Origin of the sequence: Actinacidiphila guanduensis, assembly GCF_900103985.1 — a bacterium.
GTDB lineage: Bacteria > Actinomycetota > Actinomycetes > Streptomycetales > Streptomycetaceae > Actinacidiphila > Actinacidiphila guanduensis.
Map to the genome: position 1 here is coordinate 409,427 of NZ_FNIE01000007.1, position 15,361 is coordinate 424,787.

At 73.9% G+C, this 15,361-nt stretch carries 13 protein-coding genes; 9 read left to right on the forward strand and 4 right to left on the reverse strand.

The genetic code is table 11. The annotated features are described in order from the left end of the window. The first annotated feature begins 158 nt into the window (after window positions 1-158). On the forward strand, window positions 159-1,088 hold the full coding sequence (era, locus tag BLR33_RS17965) for a GTPase Era (protein ID WP_093785493.1): 930 nt from the start codon (window positions 159-161) through the stop codon (window positions 1,086-1,088). Window positions 1,089-1,146: 58 nt separating this feature from the next. Here the strand turns inward: era and BLR33_RS17970 are convergent, their stop codons facing one another. Continuing rightward, complete coding sequence (locus tag BLR33_RS17970) at window positions 1,147-2,220, reverse strand: Lrp/AsnC family transcriptional regulator (RefSeq protein WP_093785494.1); 1,074 nt, start codon at window positions 2,218-2,220, stop codon at window positions 1,147-1,149. A gap of 232 nt (window positions 2,221-2,452) precedes the next feature. Between BLR33_RS17970 and BLR33_RS17975 the strand changes: the two genes are divergently transcribed. Continuing rightward, on the forward strand, window positions 2,453-3,883 hold the full coding sequence (locus BLR33_RS17975) for an MFS transporter (protein WP_093785495.1): 1,431 nt from the start codon (window positions 2,453-2,455) through the stop codon (window positions 3,881-3,883). Between the two features lie 440 nt (window positions 3,884-4,323). Here BLR33_RS17975 and BLR33_RS17980 read toward each other — a convergent pair whose 3' ends face one another. After that, window positions 4,324-4,590, reverse strand: a complete 267-nt coding sequence (locus tag BLR33_RS17980) for a protealysin inhibitor emfourin (protein WP_093785496.1) — start codon at window positions 4,588-4,590, stop codon at window positions 4,324-4,326. A 6-nt stretch (window positions 4,591-4,596) separates the two neighbouring features. After that, complete coding sequence (locus BLR33_RS17985; RefSeq protein ID WP_093785497.1) at window positions 4,597-5,703, reverse strand: M4 family metallopeptidase; 1,107 nt, start codon at window positions 5,701-5,703, stop codon at window positions 4,597-4,599. 310 nt (window positions 5,704-6,013) lie between these two features. Between BLR33_RS17985 and leuA the strand changes: the two genes are divergently transcribed. From leuA to BLR33_RS18005, 4 genes are all read left to right on the forward strand, one after another. Then, the gene (gene leuA, locus BLR33_RS17990) at window positions 6,014-7,777 is read left to right on the forward strand and encodes a 2-isopropylmalate synthase (RefSeq protein ID WP_093785498.1); all 1,764 of its coding nucleotides are present in this window, start codon (window positions 6,014-6,016) and stop codon (window positions 7,775-7,777) included. Window positions 7,778-8,143: 366 nt separating this feature from the next. After that, the gene (locus BLR33_RS17995) at window positions 8,144-8,845 is read left to right on the forward strand and encodes a TerB family tellurite resistance protein (protein WP_093785499.1); all 702 of its coding nucleotides are present in this window, start codon (window positions 8,144-8,146) and stop codon (window positions 8,843-8,845) included. Window positions 8,846-8,917: 72 nt separating this feature from the next. Further along, window positions 8,918-9,664: a DNA repair protein RecO gene (gene recO, locus BLR33_RS18000; RefSeq protein WP_093785577.1), complete on the forward strand. Its 747-nt coding sequence runs from the start codon at window positions 8,918-8,920 to the stop codon at window positions 9,662-9,664. Window positions 9,665-9,802: 138 nt separating this feature from the next. Continuing rightward, complete coding sequence (locus BLR33_RS18005) at window positions 9,803-10,600, forward strand: isoprenyl transferase (RefSeq protein ID WP_093785500.1); 798 nt, start codon at window positions 9,803-9,805, stop codon at window positions 10,598-10,600. A 105-nt stretch (window positions 10,601-10,705) separates the two neighbouring features. Here the strand turns inward: BLR33_RS18005 and BLR33_RS18010 are convergent, their stop codons facing one another. Then, the gene (locus tag BLR33_RS18010; protein WP_093785501.1) at window positions 10,706-12,088 is read right to left on the reverse strand and encodes a glycine--tRNA ligase; all 1,383 of its coding nucleotides are present in this window, start codon (window positions 12,086-12,088) and stop codon (window positions 10,706-10,708) included. A 140-nt stretch (window positions 12,089-12,228) separates the two neighbouring features. Between BLR33_RS18010 and BLR33_RS18015 the strand changes: the two genes are divergently transcribed. From BLR33_RS18015 to BLR33_RS18025, 3 genes are all read left to right on the forward strand, one after another. After that, a complete protein-coding gene (locus BLR33_RS18015; RefSeq protein ID WP_093785502.1) occupies window positions 12,229-13,206 on the forward strand; it encodes a metal ABC transporter substrate-binding protein in 978 nt (325 codons plus the stop codon). A gap of 380 nt (window positions 13,207-13,586) precedes the next feature. Then, a complete protein-coding gene (locus BLR33_RS18020) occupies window positions 13,587-14,387 on the forward strand; it encodes a metal ABC transporter ATP-binding protein (RefSeq protein ID WP_245771492.1) in 801 nt (266 codons plus the stop codon). Then, window positions 14,384-15,331 (forward strand): metal ABC transporter permease, encoded by a 948-nt coding sequence (locus tag BLR33_RS18025; RefSeq protein WP_176930299.1) that lies wholly within the window; start codon window positions 14,384-14,386, stop codon window positions 15,329-15,331. The genes BLR33_RS18020 and BLR33_RS18025 overlap by 4 nt, the downstream gene beginning before the upstream one ends. Window positions 15,332-15,361: the final 30 nt, after the last annotated feature.

A 15,361-nucleotide genomic window follows, 5' to 3' on the forward strand; every position in this document is an offset into this window, starting at 1 on the left:
GGCACGAGCCTCGGATGCGCGCGTTTCGGGACGCGAACGCAGGTGTTTCGCCGGTGTTTCGTGTTGCCGGGGTGTTTCCGGCGGCTCACCGGGGTCCGGCCGGCCGCACCCGGTCGCGTATGTCCCGAGCGGGTGTGCGGATCGGGGAGAATGGGCGCATGAGCGCGCACCCCCCCGCACACCGGTCCGGCTTCGCCTGTTTCGTCGGCCGCCCCAACGCCGGCAAGTCGACCCTCACGAACGCTCTGGTGGGGCAGAAGGTCGCGATCACCTCGAACCGGCCGCAGACCACCCGGCACACCGTCCGCGGCATCGTGCACCGCCCGGACGCCCAGCTGGTGCTGGTGGACACCCCGGGCCTGCACAAGCCGCGCACCTTGCTGGGCGAGCGGCTCAACGACGTGGTGCGCACCACCTGGGCCGAGGTCGACGTCATCGGCTTCTGCCTGCCCGCCGACCAGAAGGTCGGCCCCGGCGACACCTTCATCGCCCGCGAGCTGGCCGGCATCCGCAAGACCCCGAAGGTGGCCGTGGTCACCAAGACGGACCTGGTGGATCCGAAGGAACTGGCCGCGCAACTGCTCGTGGTGGACAAGCTCGGCCGCGACCTGGGCTTCGAGTGGGCCGAGATCGTTCCCGTCTCCGCGGTGAGCGGCGAGCAGGTCTCCCTCCTCGCCGACCTGCTGGTGAAGCTGCTGCCCGAGGGCCCCGCGCTCTACGCCGAGGGCGACCTGACCGACGAGCCGGAGCAGGTGATGGTGGCGGAGCTGATCCGCGAGGCCGCGCTGGAGGGGGTGCGCGACGAACTGCCGCACTCGATCGCGGTCGTGGTGGAGGAGATGACCCCGCGCGAGGGCCGCCCCGCCGACCGCCCGCTGCTGGACGTGCACGCGAACCTCTACATCGAGCGGCCCAGCCAGAAGGGCATCGTCATCGGCCCGAAGGGGGCGCGGCTGCGGGACGTCGGCACCAAATCCCGCCAGCAGATCGAGGCGCTGCTCGGCACGCCGGTCTTCCTCGACCTGCATGTGAAGGTGGCCAAGGACTGGCAGCGCGACCCCAAGCAGCTGCGCCGGCTGGGTTTTTGAGCCCGCGGCCGGTCGCCACGGCCGGCCGCCGACACCCGCCGGAAGCCCCGCCGGCGGCTCACGTGCCGCTTCCCACGGCGGAGTCCGCGCCCGCGGGCGCCGAGGACCGGCTGCCGAGCCGGGTGAAGGGTGGGCCGGCGCCCTTGAGGGTGCGGTGCAGCGGGGCCGTCTCGGTGCGGCGCAGCCCGGGCAGGGCGGCCACCGGGCCGGTCAGGTAGCGGTAGAAGGCGCCGGGGCCCTGGCAGGAGATCGAGGCGTAGATGTTGGCGGTGCCGGTCACCGCCGCGGCGTAGGCGACCTCGTCATGTGTCGTGAGGGCCGCGCCCACCTCGGCGAGCCGGGCCGGCTCGGCCTCCAGCCACAGGCCCGCCCGCAGGCTGGGGGACAGCTGGGCGAGGTCGAGGTCCAGGTCGAAGTAGAGCGCGCCGGCCGAGCGCAGCTGGGCCATGCGGCGCCGTACCGTCGTCTGCGACCAGCCGGTGGCCGCGGCCAGCTCGGCCGCGGAGGCGCGGCCGTCCACCGCGAGGGCGTCGAGCATGCGGCGGTCGCCCTTCTCCAGCGGCACCGGCTCGCCGGGCTCGGCAGCGCGGCTGCCGGGGGCGTCCGGTGAGACGAGTGCGGCGGCCTCGTCGGGGCTCAGCGGGCCGAGCCGGCTGACGGGGCTGAGGTCGCGCCCGTAGAAGACGTGCAGGATGGCGTGCGCGGCGACCTCCACCACCCGCGGGGTGCGCGGCAGGGTGCGCAGCAGCAGCACCTCGCTCTGGTCGGCCGCGCGGGACTCCACCATGCAGGAGATCTCCGTGCCGCCCGAGATCAGGCTCACCCAGCGGGTGTCGGAGCGCCGGGCCAGCGCCTCGCCCACCGAGGCCGCCGCGTCCGGCGTGCAGCGCACCCGCACCAGCCAGGGGGTCAGGCCCAGCCGCAGCGGATCGGTCAGGCCCAGCACCCGGGCCACGCCCTCGCGGCGGAGCCGCGCGTAGCGGCGGGCCACCGTCTGGTCCGAGACGCCGAGCACCTCGCCGATGCGGGCGAAGGAGGCCCGGCCGTCGATCTGCAGGGCGTGCAGCACCCTGCGGTCCAGGTCGTCCCGGGTGGCGAGCGGGCTCCAGGCATCGGCGGCGCTCTTCCTCATGCCGTTTCCCACCTCTCCAGGCTAGTGGATGTCGGATTCCGCCGACCGGGGCGGCTGTGGCTACAGATCGGGGCGCGCCCTTGCGGAGAGTGGGGGCCGCGGGCCGCGCCGCCGGGCCGCGGAGCGGGGCCGTTCCCGGTGACAGGCGCCGGGACGGCACCCCGCTGCCGGACAACGGCACCCCTGTCCCTCGGACAACGGCACCCCCACTCTTCGGAAAAGGAGTCCCAACGTGCGCAAGTGGCTGCCCCTCGTGGCGATCAGCCTGGGCGCCTTCATCCTGCTGGTCGACGTCACGATCGTGAACGTCGCCCTGCCGAGCATGGCGACCGACCTCCACGCGTCCTTCAGCTCCCTGCAATGGGTGATGGACATCTACGCGCTCGCGCTCGCCGCCCTGCTGATGGTGGCCGGCTCTCTGGCCGACCTCTTCGGCCACCGGCGGCTCTACGTGGCCGGGCTCGTCGTCTTCGCCCTGGCGTCGCTGTCGGCCGCCCTCTCCCCGAACGCCTCCGCGCTGATCGCCGCCCGTGCCGTGCAGGGCGTCGGCGGCGCCGCGATGTTCGCCACCTCCGCGGCCCTGGTCGCCGGCACCTACCACGGGCGCGACCGCGGTACCGCCTTCGGCGTGTGGGGCGCGGTCAACGGCGCCGCCGCCGCGGCGGGCCCGGTGCTCGGCGGCCTGCTCACCCAGGGCTTCGGCTGGGAGGCGATCTTCCTGGTCAACCTGCCGGTCGCGGTCGTCGCCGTCGCGCTCACCCTGCGGGTGCTGCCCGCCGGGCGGCGCGGCCAGGGCCGGCTGGACCTGCCCGGCGCCGCCCTGTTCACCCTGGCCGCGGCCGCGCTGACGTACGCGCTGATCCGCGGCGGCGAGCACGGCTGGAGCGGCCCGCTCACGCTGACCGCGTTCTTCGTGGCCGCGGCCGCCGCCGTCGGCTTCGTGCTCGCCGAGGCGTGGTCGCCGCACCCGATGGTCGAGCTGCCGCTGCTGCGCCGGCCCGCCTTCTCCGGCCTGCTCGGCGGCGCCCTGCTCTACCAGGGCGCGGCCTTCTCCGGCCTGGTCTACCTCTCGCTGTGGCTGCAGGACGTGCTCGGGCTCAGCCCGATCCGGGCCGGCCTGGACCTGATGCCGCTGGCCGGTGCCTCCTTCGTGGTCGCCGGGGCCGCCGGGCGGCACATGCACAAGGTGGCCCCCCGGGCGCCGATCGCCGGCGGGGTGCTGCTGATCGCGGCCGGCTCGGCGCTGCTGTGGCAGCAGATGTCGGCGGGCTCGCACGCGGCCTCGCTCTTCGCGGGCCTGGCGGTCATCGGCGTCGGGGTGGGCCTGGCCACGCCGGTGCTGGTGTCGGCCGCGGTGGGCTCGGTGCCGCCGCAGCGGGCCGGGATGGCCGGCGGCGCCGTCAACACCTCGCGGCAGCTGGGCATGACGCTCGGCATCGCGCTGTTCGGCGACCTGTTCACGGCGCGGATGCGGTCGGTCACCGGCCACGGCGGCAGCGTCCGCGCGGCCTACGCGGCGGGCCTGGACCGGATCTTCCTCGCCGCGGCCGTCGCCGGACTGGTGGGCGCCGTCCTTGTCGCCCTCACCGTGCGCCCGGCCGCCGAGCCCGCCCCGCAGGACCGGCCGGCCCCCGCGCCGGAGCCGGACCCGGCGGCCCGCTGAGCCGCCCCCGGCGAGGCCCCTGCCGGACCCGCGCCGCGGCCCTTGTCGGTACCCGCTGCCGAAGCCGAGCCGGCAGGCGAGCCGGACCCTTGCCCGGAGCCCCGCTGCAATCTGCCCGGTGCCCTGTCGCGGGGCCCGGCCCCGCTGGAACGCCGCTGGAACCTCGCGCGGCCCCTGCCCAGGCGCTGGAACCCCGGCCGGCCCCGGCCAGCCCCGGCCGGAACTGCTGCCGGACCCCTGCTGGGATCCCGCCGGGATCCTGCTGGAACGGCCGCTGGGACCTCGCGCGGGCCGTGCCCGACCCTGTCGGTCCCCTGCCGCAGCCCCGCCGGAACGGTCGCTGGAGCCTCGCGCAGGCGCTGCCCGGACCCGTGGAGCCTGCTCGGCCCTGCCGGAACTGCCGCCGAAACCCCGCCCGGAGTCCGCGGCCCCGTCGGGGACTAGGCACCCTCGCCCAGTACGCGGTGGATCAACTCCCGCTGCTGCGGGGTGAGATGGGGCTCCGCGCAGTGCAGGGTACGGCCCCCGGCGGTCACCGTGTAGCGGAAGCCGTCGGGGGCCGCGGGTGCGTCGGGCGCCGCGGGGGAAGCGAGCGCGGCCTCGGCGAGGGCCGCGAGCCGGGCGCCCTCGGGGTGGTCCGCCGTCTCCACGGCCGCCTGTCGGGGAACGGCCGTGAAGCCGCCGCTGCGGACCACCTCGATACGCATGCGCCGCTACGCCTCCTGTGTCTGCTCGCCCGGGTTCTGCCGCGGCAGGCCCGAGGCCGGCGCCGCCGCGGGGGCGACCCCCACGGTGGACCAGGCCGCGCGGACCGCCTGGAGCTGGGCGCCCTCACCGTAGCGCGCCCGGGCGGCGGCCTCGGTGGCCGCGGCGAAGTGGGCGAAGTCGGCGTCGGCGCGCAGCGACCCGCCGGTCAGCACGTCGTACCAGATCTGGCCGGCCTGCTCCCACGCGTGGCCGCCGAGCGCGGTCGCGACCAGGTAGAAGGCGTGGTTGGGGATGCCGGAGTTGATGTGCACCCCGCCCTCGTCGGCGCTGCCCGAGACGTAGCCGTCCATGGTGGCCGGCTGCGGGTCCTTGCCCAGGTGCGGGTCGTCGTAGGCGGTGCCGGGGGCGGCCATCGAGCGCAGCGCCTTGCCGTGGATGCCGGGGGCGAGCAGGCCCGCGCCGATCAGCCAGTCGGCCTGGGCGGCGGTCTGGCCCAGGCTGTACTGCTTGACCAGGCTGCCGAAGACGTCGGAGACCGACTCGTTGAGCGCGCCGGACTGGCCCTGGTAGTCGAGGTTGGCGGTGTACTGCGTGACGCCGTGCGTCAGTTCGTGCCCGATCACGTCCACCGGGATGGTGAAGTCCAGGAAGACCCGGCCGTCGCCGTCGCCGAAGACCATCTGCTCGCCGTTCCAGAAGGCGTTGTTGTAGTCCTCCTGGTAGTGCACGCTCGCGGTCAGCGGCAGGCCGCGGCCGTCCACCGAGTGCCGCCCGTAGGCCCGCAGGTAGGTCTCGAAGGTGGCGCCCAGGCCGTCGTAGGCCCGGTTGGCGCTGGTGTCGGCGATGGGTGGGGTGCCCTCGGCGCGCAGCCGGCGGCCCGGCAGCGTGTCCTGGTGGCGGGCGTCGTACACGGTGCGGTCCGGCTGGTCGGCGGGCCGGGCCGAGACCGCGGTCGCCCCGGACGGGCCGATGGCGGTGGCCAGCCGGCGCCGGGTGCGCTGGCGCGCGTCGTGTTCCAGGGTGCGCCGGGCCGCGGCGGACACCGAGGGGTCGGAGGAGCGGGCGAGTCGGTCCAGGACGTGCGGTGGCACGATGCTGCAGAAAACTCCCATGCACGCACTGTGACAGCTTGCGCACGCTGTGTCAGCAGATTTCGGGCCGGTCCACGAGATGGAGCGAATCCGCCGGATGCCGGTGGACGCCCGCACCGGCGGCGGCCGTCGTCTTGCATGCTGAGAGGAAGCCGGCTCCGGGTGCGGGATCGGCCGCGCGGTGGGCTATGGTCGAGGCCATGCGTTTCGGGCTGCTCCTCCTTAGCCGCCGCGGCGAGGGCCTGTAGTCGTAGGCCGACCCCCTCCCCGCGGAGTTCGGCGTTGCCCAGCTGTCGGCCGCCACCAGCGGAGCCGAGGAGAAACCACTCGCATGACCACCCCGAACCGTGTGGGCCGCGCCACGCCCGTCACCGCCGCGACCGTCGCCCAGCGCCCCACCGCGATGCCGATCCACAAGTACGGCCGCTACGAGCAGGTGGACATCCCGGACCGCACCTGGCCGGACGCCCGGATCACCAAGGCGCCGCGCTGGCTGTCCACCGACCTGCGCGACGGCAACCAGGCGCTGATCGACCCGATGTCGCCGGCCCGCAAGCGGGAGATGTTCGACCTGCTGGTGCGCATGGGCTACAAGGAGATCGAGGTCGGTTTCCCCTCCTCGGGCCAGACCGACTTCGACTTCGTGCGCTCCATCATCGAGCAGGACGCGATCCCCGAGGACGTCACCATCTCGGTGCTGACCCAGGCCCGCGAGGAGCTGATCGAGCGGACCGTGGAGTCGCTGCGCGGCGCCCACCGGGCCACCGTCCACCTCTACAACGCCACCGCCCCGGTCTTCCGCCGGGTGGTCTTCCGCGGCACCCGCGAGCAGGTACGGCAGATCGCGGTCGACGGCACCCGGCTGGTGATGGAGTACGCCGACAAGCTGCTGACCGACGAGACGATCTTCGGCTACCAGTACAGCCCGGAGATCTTCACCGACACCGAGCTGGACTTCGCGCTGGAGGTCTGCGAAGGCGTGATGGACGTCTGGCAGCCCGAGGAGGGCCGCGAGATCATCCTCAACCTGCCCGCCACCGTGGAGCGTTCGACGCCCTCCACGCACGCCGACCGGTTCGAGTGGATGTCGCGCCACCTGTCCCGCCGCGAGTACGTCTGCCTGTCCGTGCACCCGCACAACGACCGCGGCACCGCGGTGGCCGCCGCCGAACTGGCCCTGATGGCAGGCGCCGACCGGATCGAGGGCTGCCTGTTCGGCCAGGGCGAGCGCACCGGCAACGTCGACCTGGTCACCTTGGGGATGAACCTGTTCAGCCAGGGCATCGACCCGCAGATCGACTTCTCGGAGATCGACGAGATCCGCCGTACTGCCGAGTACTGCAATCAGATGGAGGTCCACCCGCGCCACCCGTACGCGGGCGACCTGGTCTACACCTCCTTCTCCGGCTCCCACCAGGACGCCATCAAGAAGGGCTTCGAGGCGATGGCCGCCGACGCCGCGGCCGCCGGGAAGACCGTGGACGAGATCCCCTGGGCGGTGCCCTACCTGCCGATCGACCCCAAGGACGTCGGCCGCTCCTACGAGGCCGTGATCCGGGTCAACTCGCAGTCCGGCAAGGGCGGCATCGCCTACGTGCTGAAGAACGAGCACAAGCTGGACCTGCCGCGCCGGATGCAGATCGAGTTCTCCCGGATCATCCAGGCCAAGACCGACACCGAGGGCGGCGAGGTCACCCCCGCGCAGATCTGGTCGGTCTTCCGCGACGAGTACCTGCCCACGCCCGACAACGCCTGGGGCCGCATCGTGCTGCGCTCGGCCCAGACCTCCACCTCCTCCGACGGCACCGACGCGCTGACCGTCGAGGCCGAGGTGGACGGCGTCGCCACCACCCTGACCGGCACCGGCAACGGCCCCATCTCCGCCTTCTTCGACGCCCTGGCCGGCATCGGCGTGGACGCCCGGCTGCTGGACTACTCCGAGCACACCCTGAGCGAGGGCGCCTCCGCGCAGGCCGCCTCGTACATCGAGTGCGCCATCGACGGGCGCGTGATGTGGGGCATCGGCATCGACCCCAACACCACCCGCGCCTCCCTGCAGGCCGTCGTCTCCGCGGTCAACCGCGCCGCGCGCTGACGACCCCCGTGGCCGCGCGGGCCGGCGGCGACCCCGCCCGCCCGCGCGACCGCGCCCCGCCCTGCGCCGGCCCGGTGCCGCGAAGGGCCCAACTCCCTTGCCCCCGGCCCCGATCCCGGGCCGCCCGCCGCTCCGCCGCGGCCGCCGCTGTCACCCGCGCGGTACCCCCGAGCGGTGAAGAGAAGGCGAATTGCCCCCGTACGCGGTACTGACTGGGCCTCCCGGCTGTGGCTAACATCACGCTGTACGGCACCGTGGCCGTGTCATCGGCGTCCCCGCCGGCCCCCCGGGGCCGGACGTGGCGCCCGTCGCGCGGCAACGGGCCGCTGCGGGTGCGTACCGGGACGACGACGGCCGGAGGGTGCGATGAAGCTGGGGCTGATCTGGGGAGTGCGCACGTCCTGGCACACCGAGGACGACGGCGAGTTCTACTGCCCCGACTGCGGCGGCGACCGGGCCTACCACCGCAGGACCGGCACCCGCCGGCTGACCGTGCTCAACGTGCCGCTGCTCGCCCGCGGCACCGCCGGCACCGTCGTCGAGTGCACCGCCTGCCACCGGCGGTACGGGCCCGAGGTGCTGCTCTGCCCGACCACCACCCGCTTCTCGGCGATGCTGCGCGACGCCGTGCACACCATCGCGCTCGCCGTGCTCACCGCCGGCGGCGCCGGCGCCCGCAGCACCCGCGAGGCCGCGGTCGGCGCGGTGCGCGCGGCCGGCTTCAGCGACTGCACCGAGGACCAGTTGCTCGGCCTGCTCGCCGCGATCGTCGCCGACGAGGGCCGCTTCCGCCGCTCCGACGAACTCGGCCCCGACTCCTTCGCCGAGGCCGTCGACGGCTGCGGCAGCTGGCTGTCCATCGAGTTGCACGAGGCGCTGGAACCCCTCGCCGACCACCTTGCCCCCCAGGGCCGCGAGCGCGTGCTCCTCGAAGGCGCCCGCATCGCCCTGGCCGACGGCCCCTACCTGCCCGCCGAACGCGACGTGCTGGAAGCCGTCGGCCGCTGCCTGTCCCTGCACACCGACCACATCGACCGCCTGCTGAGGGCCGCCGCCACCGCGGCCTGACCCGGCAGGCGCCCACCGCCGGATGTGCGGCACCGGTACGGGGCCGGTGCGCGGTGGGCGAGAATGGACCGCATGAGCCTGTTCCGCGACGACGGCATCGTGCTGCGCACCCAGAAGCTGGGCGAGGCGGACCGCATCATCACGCTGCTGACCCGGCGGAACGGGCGGGTGCGCGCGGTGGCCCGCGGGGTGCGGCGGACCAAGTCGAAGTTCGGCGCGCGGCTGGAGCCCTTCAGCCATGTCGACGTGCAGTTCTTCGCCCGCGGCGGCGAACTCGTCGGCCGCGGCCTGCCGCTGTGCACGCAAGGCGAGACCATCGCGCCCTACGGCGGCACCATCGTCACCGACTACGAGCGCTACACCGCCGGCACCGCGATGCTGGAGACCGCCGAGCGGTTCACCGACCACGAGGGGGAGCCGGCCGTCCAGCAGTACCTGCTGCTCGTCGGCGCCCTGCGCACCCTCGCGGCCGGCGAGCACGAGCCGCGGCTGGTGCTCGACGCCTTCCTGCTGCGCTCCCTGGCCGTCAACGGCTACGCCCCCAGCTTCGACGACTGCGCCAAGTGCGGGCTGCCCGGGCCGAACCGGTTCTTTTCGGTCGGCGCGGGAGGAGTCGTCTGCGGCGACTGCCGCGTCCCCGGAAGCGTCGTACCCTCCAGGGAGTCACTGGAACTGCTCGGCGCCCTGCTGGGCGGCGACTGGGAGACCGCGGACGCCTGCGCCCCGCGCCACTGCCGCGAGGGCAGCGGGCTGGTCGCGGCCTACCTCCAGTGGCACCTCGAACGCGGCCTGCGGTCGCTGCGCTTCGTGGACAAGTAGCACCCGACCACCGACGACACCGAGACACCGACGACACCGAGCACACCGACCGCAACCGGCCGCGGACGCCTCGCACGCGGCGGCGACAGACCCGAAACCCCGGCACCACCCGGAAGACCTGGCGGGAGACGTACGACCATGGCACGACGCGGGATCCTCACCCGTCACCGGACCACTTACCGCACCCCCGAGCCGCACCCCTCGGGCGCCCGCCCGCCGAAGATCCCCGGCGAGCTGGTGCCCAAGCACGTCGCCATCGTGATGGACGGCAACGGGCGCTGGGCCAAGGACCGCGGCCTGCCCCGCACCGAGGGCCACAAGGTCGGCGAGGGCGTCGTGCTCGACGTGCTCAAGGGCTGCCTGGAGATAGGGGTGAAGAACCTCTCGCTCTACGCCTTCTCCACCGAGAACTGGAAGCGCTCGCCGGAGGAGGTGCGCTTCCTGATGAACTTCAACCGGGACGTGATCCGCCGCCGCCGTGACGAGATGGACGAACTCGGCATCCGCATCCGCTGGGTGGGCCGGATGCCCAAGATGTGGAAGTCCGTGGTCCAGGAGCTCCAGGTCGCCCAGGAGCAGACCGTCGGCAACGACGCGATGACCCTGTACTTCTGCCTCAACTACGGCGGCCGCGCCGAGATCGCCGACGCCGCCCAGGCCATCGCCCGCGAGGTGGCCGCGGGGCGGCTGGACCCCTCGAAGGTCACCGAGAAGACCTTCATGAAGTACCTGTACTACCCCGACATGCCCGACGTGGACCTCTTCCTGCGGCCCAGCGGCGAGCAGCGCACCTCCAACTACCTGATCTGGCAGTCCAGTTATGCCGAGATGGTGTTCCAGGACGTGCTCTGGCCGGACTTCGACCGCCGCGACCTGTGGCGGGCCTGCCTGGAGTACGCCTCCCGCGACCGCCGCTTCGGCGGCGCCCAGGGCTGAGGGCGCCGGCTGCCGCTCTCACCCGGCGGACCCCTGAACGTGAAGGGCGCGCCTCCCGCAGTGGGAGGCGCGCCCTTCACGTGTGACGGCGGCGGGCCGGGGCGGTCAGCAGCCGATCAGGCGCGAGGCCAGGTAGCCCTCGACCTGGTCCAGCGAGATCCGCTCCTGCTTCATGGTGTCGCGCTCGCGGACGGTGACCGCGTTGTCCTCGAGGGTGTCGAAGTCGACGGTCACGCAGAACGGGGTGCCGATCTCGTCCTGCCGGCGGTAGCGGCGGCCGATCGCGCCCGCGTCGTCGAACTCGATGTTCCAGTGGCCGCGCAGCGCGGTGGCCAGGCCCTTGGCCTTCGGCGACAGCTGCGGGTTGCGGGACAGCGGCAGCACGGCGACCTTCACCGGGGCCAGCCGCGGGTCCAGCCGCATCACGGTGCGCTTCTCCAGCACGCCCTTGGCGTTGGGCGCCTCGTCCTCGGAGTAGGCGTCGAGCATGAAGGCGAGCATCGCCCGGTTGACACCGGCGGCGGGCTCGATCACGTAGGGGTACCAGCGCTCGCCGGCCTCCTGGTCGAAGTACGACAGGTCCTGGCCGGACGCCTTGGCGTGGGCGGACAGGTCGAAGTCCGTGCGGTTGGCGACGCCCTCCAGCTCACTGAACTCCTGGCCGCCGAAGTTGAAGCGGTACTCGATGTCGGCGGTGCGCTTGGAGTAGTGGGAGAGCTTCTCCTTCGGGTGCTCGTACCACCGGATGTTCTCCTCGCGGATACCGAGGTTGCGGTACCAGTTCCAGCGCTCCTGCATCCAGTACTCGTGCCACTTCTCGTCCTCGCCGGGCTTGACGAAGAACTCCATCTCCATCTGCTCGAACTCGCGGGTGCGGAAGATGAAGTTGCCGGGCGTGATCTCGTTGCGGAACGACTTGCCCATCTGGGCGATGCCGAACGGGGGCTTCTTGCGGGCCGTGGTCTGCACCTGGGCGAAGTTCACGAAGATGCCCTGCGCGGTCTCGGGGCGCAGGTACGCCACCGAGCCGGCGTCCTGGGTCGGGCCGAGGTGGGTCTGCAGCATGCCGGAGAACTGCTTGGGCTCGGTGAAGGCGCCCTTGGTGCCGCAGTGCGGGCAGTTGATGTCCGCCAGGCCGTTCGGCGGCGGGTTGCCGTGCTTGGCCTCGTACGCCTCCTCCAGGTGGTCGGCGCGGAAGCGCTTGTGGCAGGAGGTGCACTCGGTGAGCGGGTCGGAGAAGGTGGCCACGTGGCCGGAGGCGACCCACACCTCGGGGGCGAGGATCACCGAGGAGTCGAGCCCCACCACGTCGTCGCGCGAGGTGACCATCGCGCGCCACCACTGGCGCTTGATGTTCTCCTTGAGCTCCACGCCCAGCGGCCCGTAGTCCCAGGCGGCGCGCGATCCGCCGTAGATCTCACTGCTCGGGAAAACGAAGCCACGGCGCTTGCTCAGGCTGACGATGGTGTCGATCTTGTCGGCGGCCACGGTGCTCTCTTCAGTGCGACGAGGGGGTCAGTTGTCCCAGATTACCGGCGGCTGCGGGGCACATCACAAATCGGTTCCGCGAGCAGTGGGCGGACCCCGAGAATTGACAATCGTTTCCAGTTTAGTTGAACATGACTCTCATGCACAGCTCCCGCCGCGCGCCCCTGCGGTCCCTCGCCGCGGCGGCGGTGCTGGTGCTGGCGGCCTGGCCCGCGCTCAGCGGCTGCGCCGCCACCGTCGACGACTTCAAGGACGACGGGAAGCTGCACGTCACAGCTGCCTTCTACCCGCTGGAGTACCTGGCGACCCGGATCGGCGGCCGCTATGTCGACGTCTCGGACCTGACGAGGCCCGGCACCGAGCCGCACGACCTCGAACTCGCCCCGCGCCGGATCGCCGCGCTCACCCACTCCGACGTCATCGTCTACCTGCGCGGCATGCAGCCCGCGGTGGACGACGCCGTGGCCCAGTCCGGCGTGCGCCGAACGGTGGACGCGGCCGCACTGGTCCCTCTGGAGGACCACGGCACCGAGGTGGACGGCCGCGACCGCACCACCGGCGACAACGGCAGCGGCGGCCGCCCCGAGACCGCGGGCGCCGACCCGCACATCTGGCTCGACCCGGTGCGCTACGCGGCCGTGGCGGCCGGCGTCGGCAGGGCGCTGGAGGCCGCCGATCCCGCGCACGCCGCCTACTACGCCGCCGGCACCGCCCGGCTGACCGCACGGCTGCACGCACTGGACGCCGAGTTCGCCGCGGGTCTGCGCGGCCGCACCACCGACACCTTCCTCACCACCCACGCCGCCTTCGGCTACCTCGCCGAACGCTACGGCTTGGTGGAGGAGGCGATCAACGGCATCGACGCCGAGAGCGAGCCGAGCGCCGCCCGGATGCGGGCCCTGCAGGACCTCGCCCGGCGCGAGCACGTCACCACCGTCTTCTTCGAGACGCTGGTCAGCGACCGCACCGCCAGGACCTTCGCCGGCGACCTGCACCTGCGCACCGACGTGCTCGACCCGATCGAGGGCATCACCGCGGCCTCCCGCGGAACCGACTACTTCGAGGTGCAGCACGCGAACCTGCGGGCGCTGCAGAAGGCACTGGGGGTACGCACGTGAGCACGACGGGTACGGCTGTCGCCGGTACGGCGGGGCTGGGGCGGGCGGCGGCCGCGGCCGGTGCCCCGCGGCCGGGCAGCGGCACGTCCGAGGCCGACCCGGCCGGCACGTCTGCGGGGGCGGGGGCGCGGGAGGTGGCGGGTGCGGTCGGCGTCGCCGGCGTGCAGGGCGCAGCCGGGTCGGCGCGGGGCGGCGCGTCTGCGGGGGCGGGGGCGGGGGCGCCGGAGGCGGTAGGCGCGGTAGGCGTTGTCGGCGTTGTCGGCGTTGTCGGCGTTGTCGGCGTGCAGGGCGTACCCGGGTCGGCGCGGGGCGGCGGGACCGGGGTCGCGCCCGCGCCTGGCCGCGGGGCCACCGCTGCCGCCGGGGGAGACGTCGTACGGCTGCGGGGGGCCACGGCCGCGCTCGGGGGGCGGCCCGTGCTGCGCGGGGTGGACCTGGCGGTCGGGCGGGGCGAGGTGGTCGCGCTGCTCGGGGCGAACGGCTCGGGCAAGTCCACCGCCGTGCGGGCCGTGGTCGGGCAGGTGCCGCTGAGCGCGGGGGAGTGGGAGCTGTTCGGCACGCCCGGCGCCCGCTTCCGGCAGTGGCACCGGGTCGGCTACGTGCCCCAGCGCACCACCGCGGCCGGGGCGGTGCCCTCCACGGTCTGGGAGGTGGCCTCCTCCGGCCGCCTGTCGCGCACCCGGCTGCGGCCGCTGCGCCGGGCCGACCGCGAGGCCGTGCACCGGGCGCTGGAACTGGTCGGAATGGCCGGGCGGGCCCGCGACTCGGTGGGCGCCCTCTCCGGCGGCCAGCACCAGCGGGTGCTCATCGCCCGCGCCCTGGCCGCCGAGCCGGACCTGCTGATCATGGACGAGCCGATGGCCGGGGTGGACCTGGCCGGGCAGGACGCCCTCGCCGGCATCCTGCGCGCCCAGGTCGCCGCCGGCGCCTCGGTGCTGCTGGTGCTCCACGAACTCGGCCCCATGGAACCGCTGATCGACCGCGCGGTGGTGCTCGCCGCCGGGCGGGTCGTCCACGACGGGGCGCCGCCGCGGGTCGTGGGGCAGCACGCCCTGCCCGGCCACGAGCACGTCCACCCGCACGCCGGGCCGCGGCCGGCCGTCGTCCGCGGCCCCGTACCGGAGCCGGGCACAGCCCCCGGGCAGCCGGAGCTGCCGCGGCAGGAAGGACGGGCCTCGTGACCCTCCTCGACTACGCCTTCATGCAGCGCGCGCTGCTGGCGGCCTTCCTCGTCGGTGTCACCGCGCCCTCCGTCGGCATCTTCCTGGTGCAGCGGCGGCAGGCCGTCATGGGCGACGGCATCGGGCACGTGGCCCTGACCGGCATCGCGCTGGGCTTCCTGCTGCGGGTCAGCCCGGTGTGGATGGCCGTCCTGGTCTCCGCGGCGGGCGCCGTCCTGATGGAGCTGATCCGCTCCCAGGCCAAGGCCCGCGGGGACATCGCCCTGGCGATGCTGCTGTACGGCGGCATGGCCGGCGGTGTGCTGATCATCTCGCTGGCGCCCGGCGGCTCCAACGCCAACCTGGACTCCTACCTCTTCGGCTCCATCAGCACGGTGGCGCCCGGCGACATCCCGCCGATGGCCGCGCTCGCGGTCTTCGTGCTGCTGGTCGTCCTGGGCCTGCGCCGGCCGCTGTACGCGGTGTGCCTGGACGAGGAGTTCGCCCGGGTGATGCGGCTGCCGGTGCGCGCGCTGAACCTGCTGCTCGCGGTGACCGCCGCCGTCACGGTGACGGTGGCCATGCGGGCGGTCGGGCTGCTGCTGGTCAGCGCGCTGATGGTGATCCCGGTGGCCGCCGCCCAGCAGCTCACCCGCGGCTTCGCCTGGACGCTGGCTGTGGCGGTCGCCATCGGGGTGTCGGCGGCGGTGTCGGGCACGGTGTTCTCGTACTACGTGGACGTGCCGCCCGGCTCCAGCATCGTGCTGGCCGCGATGGCGGTCTTCCTGGGCACGGCGGTGGTGGCGGCGCCCCTTGCGGCCCGGCGGGCGCGGGCGGTGCAGCGGGCCGAGGCGGAGGCGGGGGAGGCCGGTGCGGGTGCTGCCGGCGGGGCGGCGGGCGGCACCGCGGGCGACGTACCGGACGGGGGCGGATCGGGCACCCTTGAAGTGGGCGTGCCCGGGTGAGGAGCCCCGCCGGGCGCCGGCGGGCTGGCA

Coding starts and splice junctions, on each gene's coding strand:
- era (WP_093785493.1), top strand. CDS start 159: ATGAGCGCGCACCCCCCCGCACACCGGTCCGGCTTCGCCTGTTTCGTC.
- BLR33_RS17970 (WP_093785494.1), bottom strand. CDS start 2,220: ATGAGGAAGAGCGCCGCCGATGCCTGGAGCCCGCTCGCCACCCGGGAC.
- BLR33_RS17980 (WP_093785496.1), bottom strand. CDS start 4,590: ATGCGTATCGAGGTGGTCCGCAGCGGCGGCTTCACGGCCGTTCCCCGA.
- BLR33_RS17985 (WP_093785497.1), bottom strand. CDS start 5,703: ATGGGAGTTTTCTGCAGCATCGTGCCACCGCACGTCCTGGACCGACTC.
- leuA (WP_093785498.1), top strand. CDS start 6,014: ATGACCACCCCGAACCGTGTGGGCCGCGCCACGCCCGTCACCGCCGCG.
- BLR33_RS17995 (WP_093785499.1), top strand. CDS start 8,144: ATGAAGCTGGGGCTGATCTGGGGAGTGCGCACGTCCTGGCACACCGAG.
- recO (WP_093785577.1), top strand. CDS start 8,918: ATGAGCCTGTTCCGCGACGACGGCATCGTGCTGCGCACCCAGAAGCTG.
- BLR33_RS18005 (WP_093785500.1), top strand. CDS start 9,803: ATGGCACGACGCGGGATCCTCACCCGTCACCGGACCACTTACCGCACC.
- BLR33_RS18015 (WP_093785502.1), top strand. CDS start 12,229: ATGCACAGCTCCCGCCGCGCGCCCCTGCGGTCCCTCGCCGCGGCGGCG.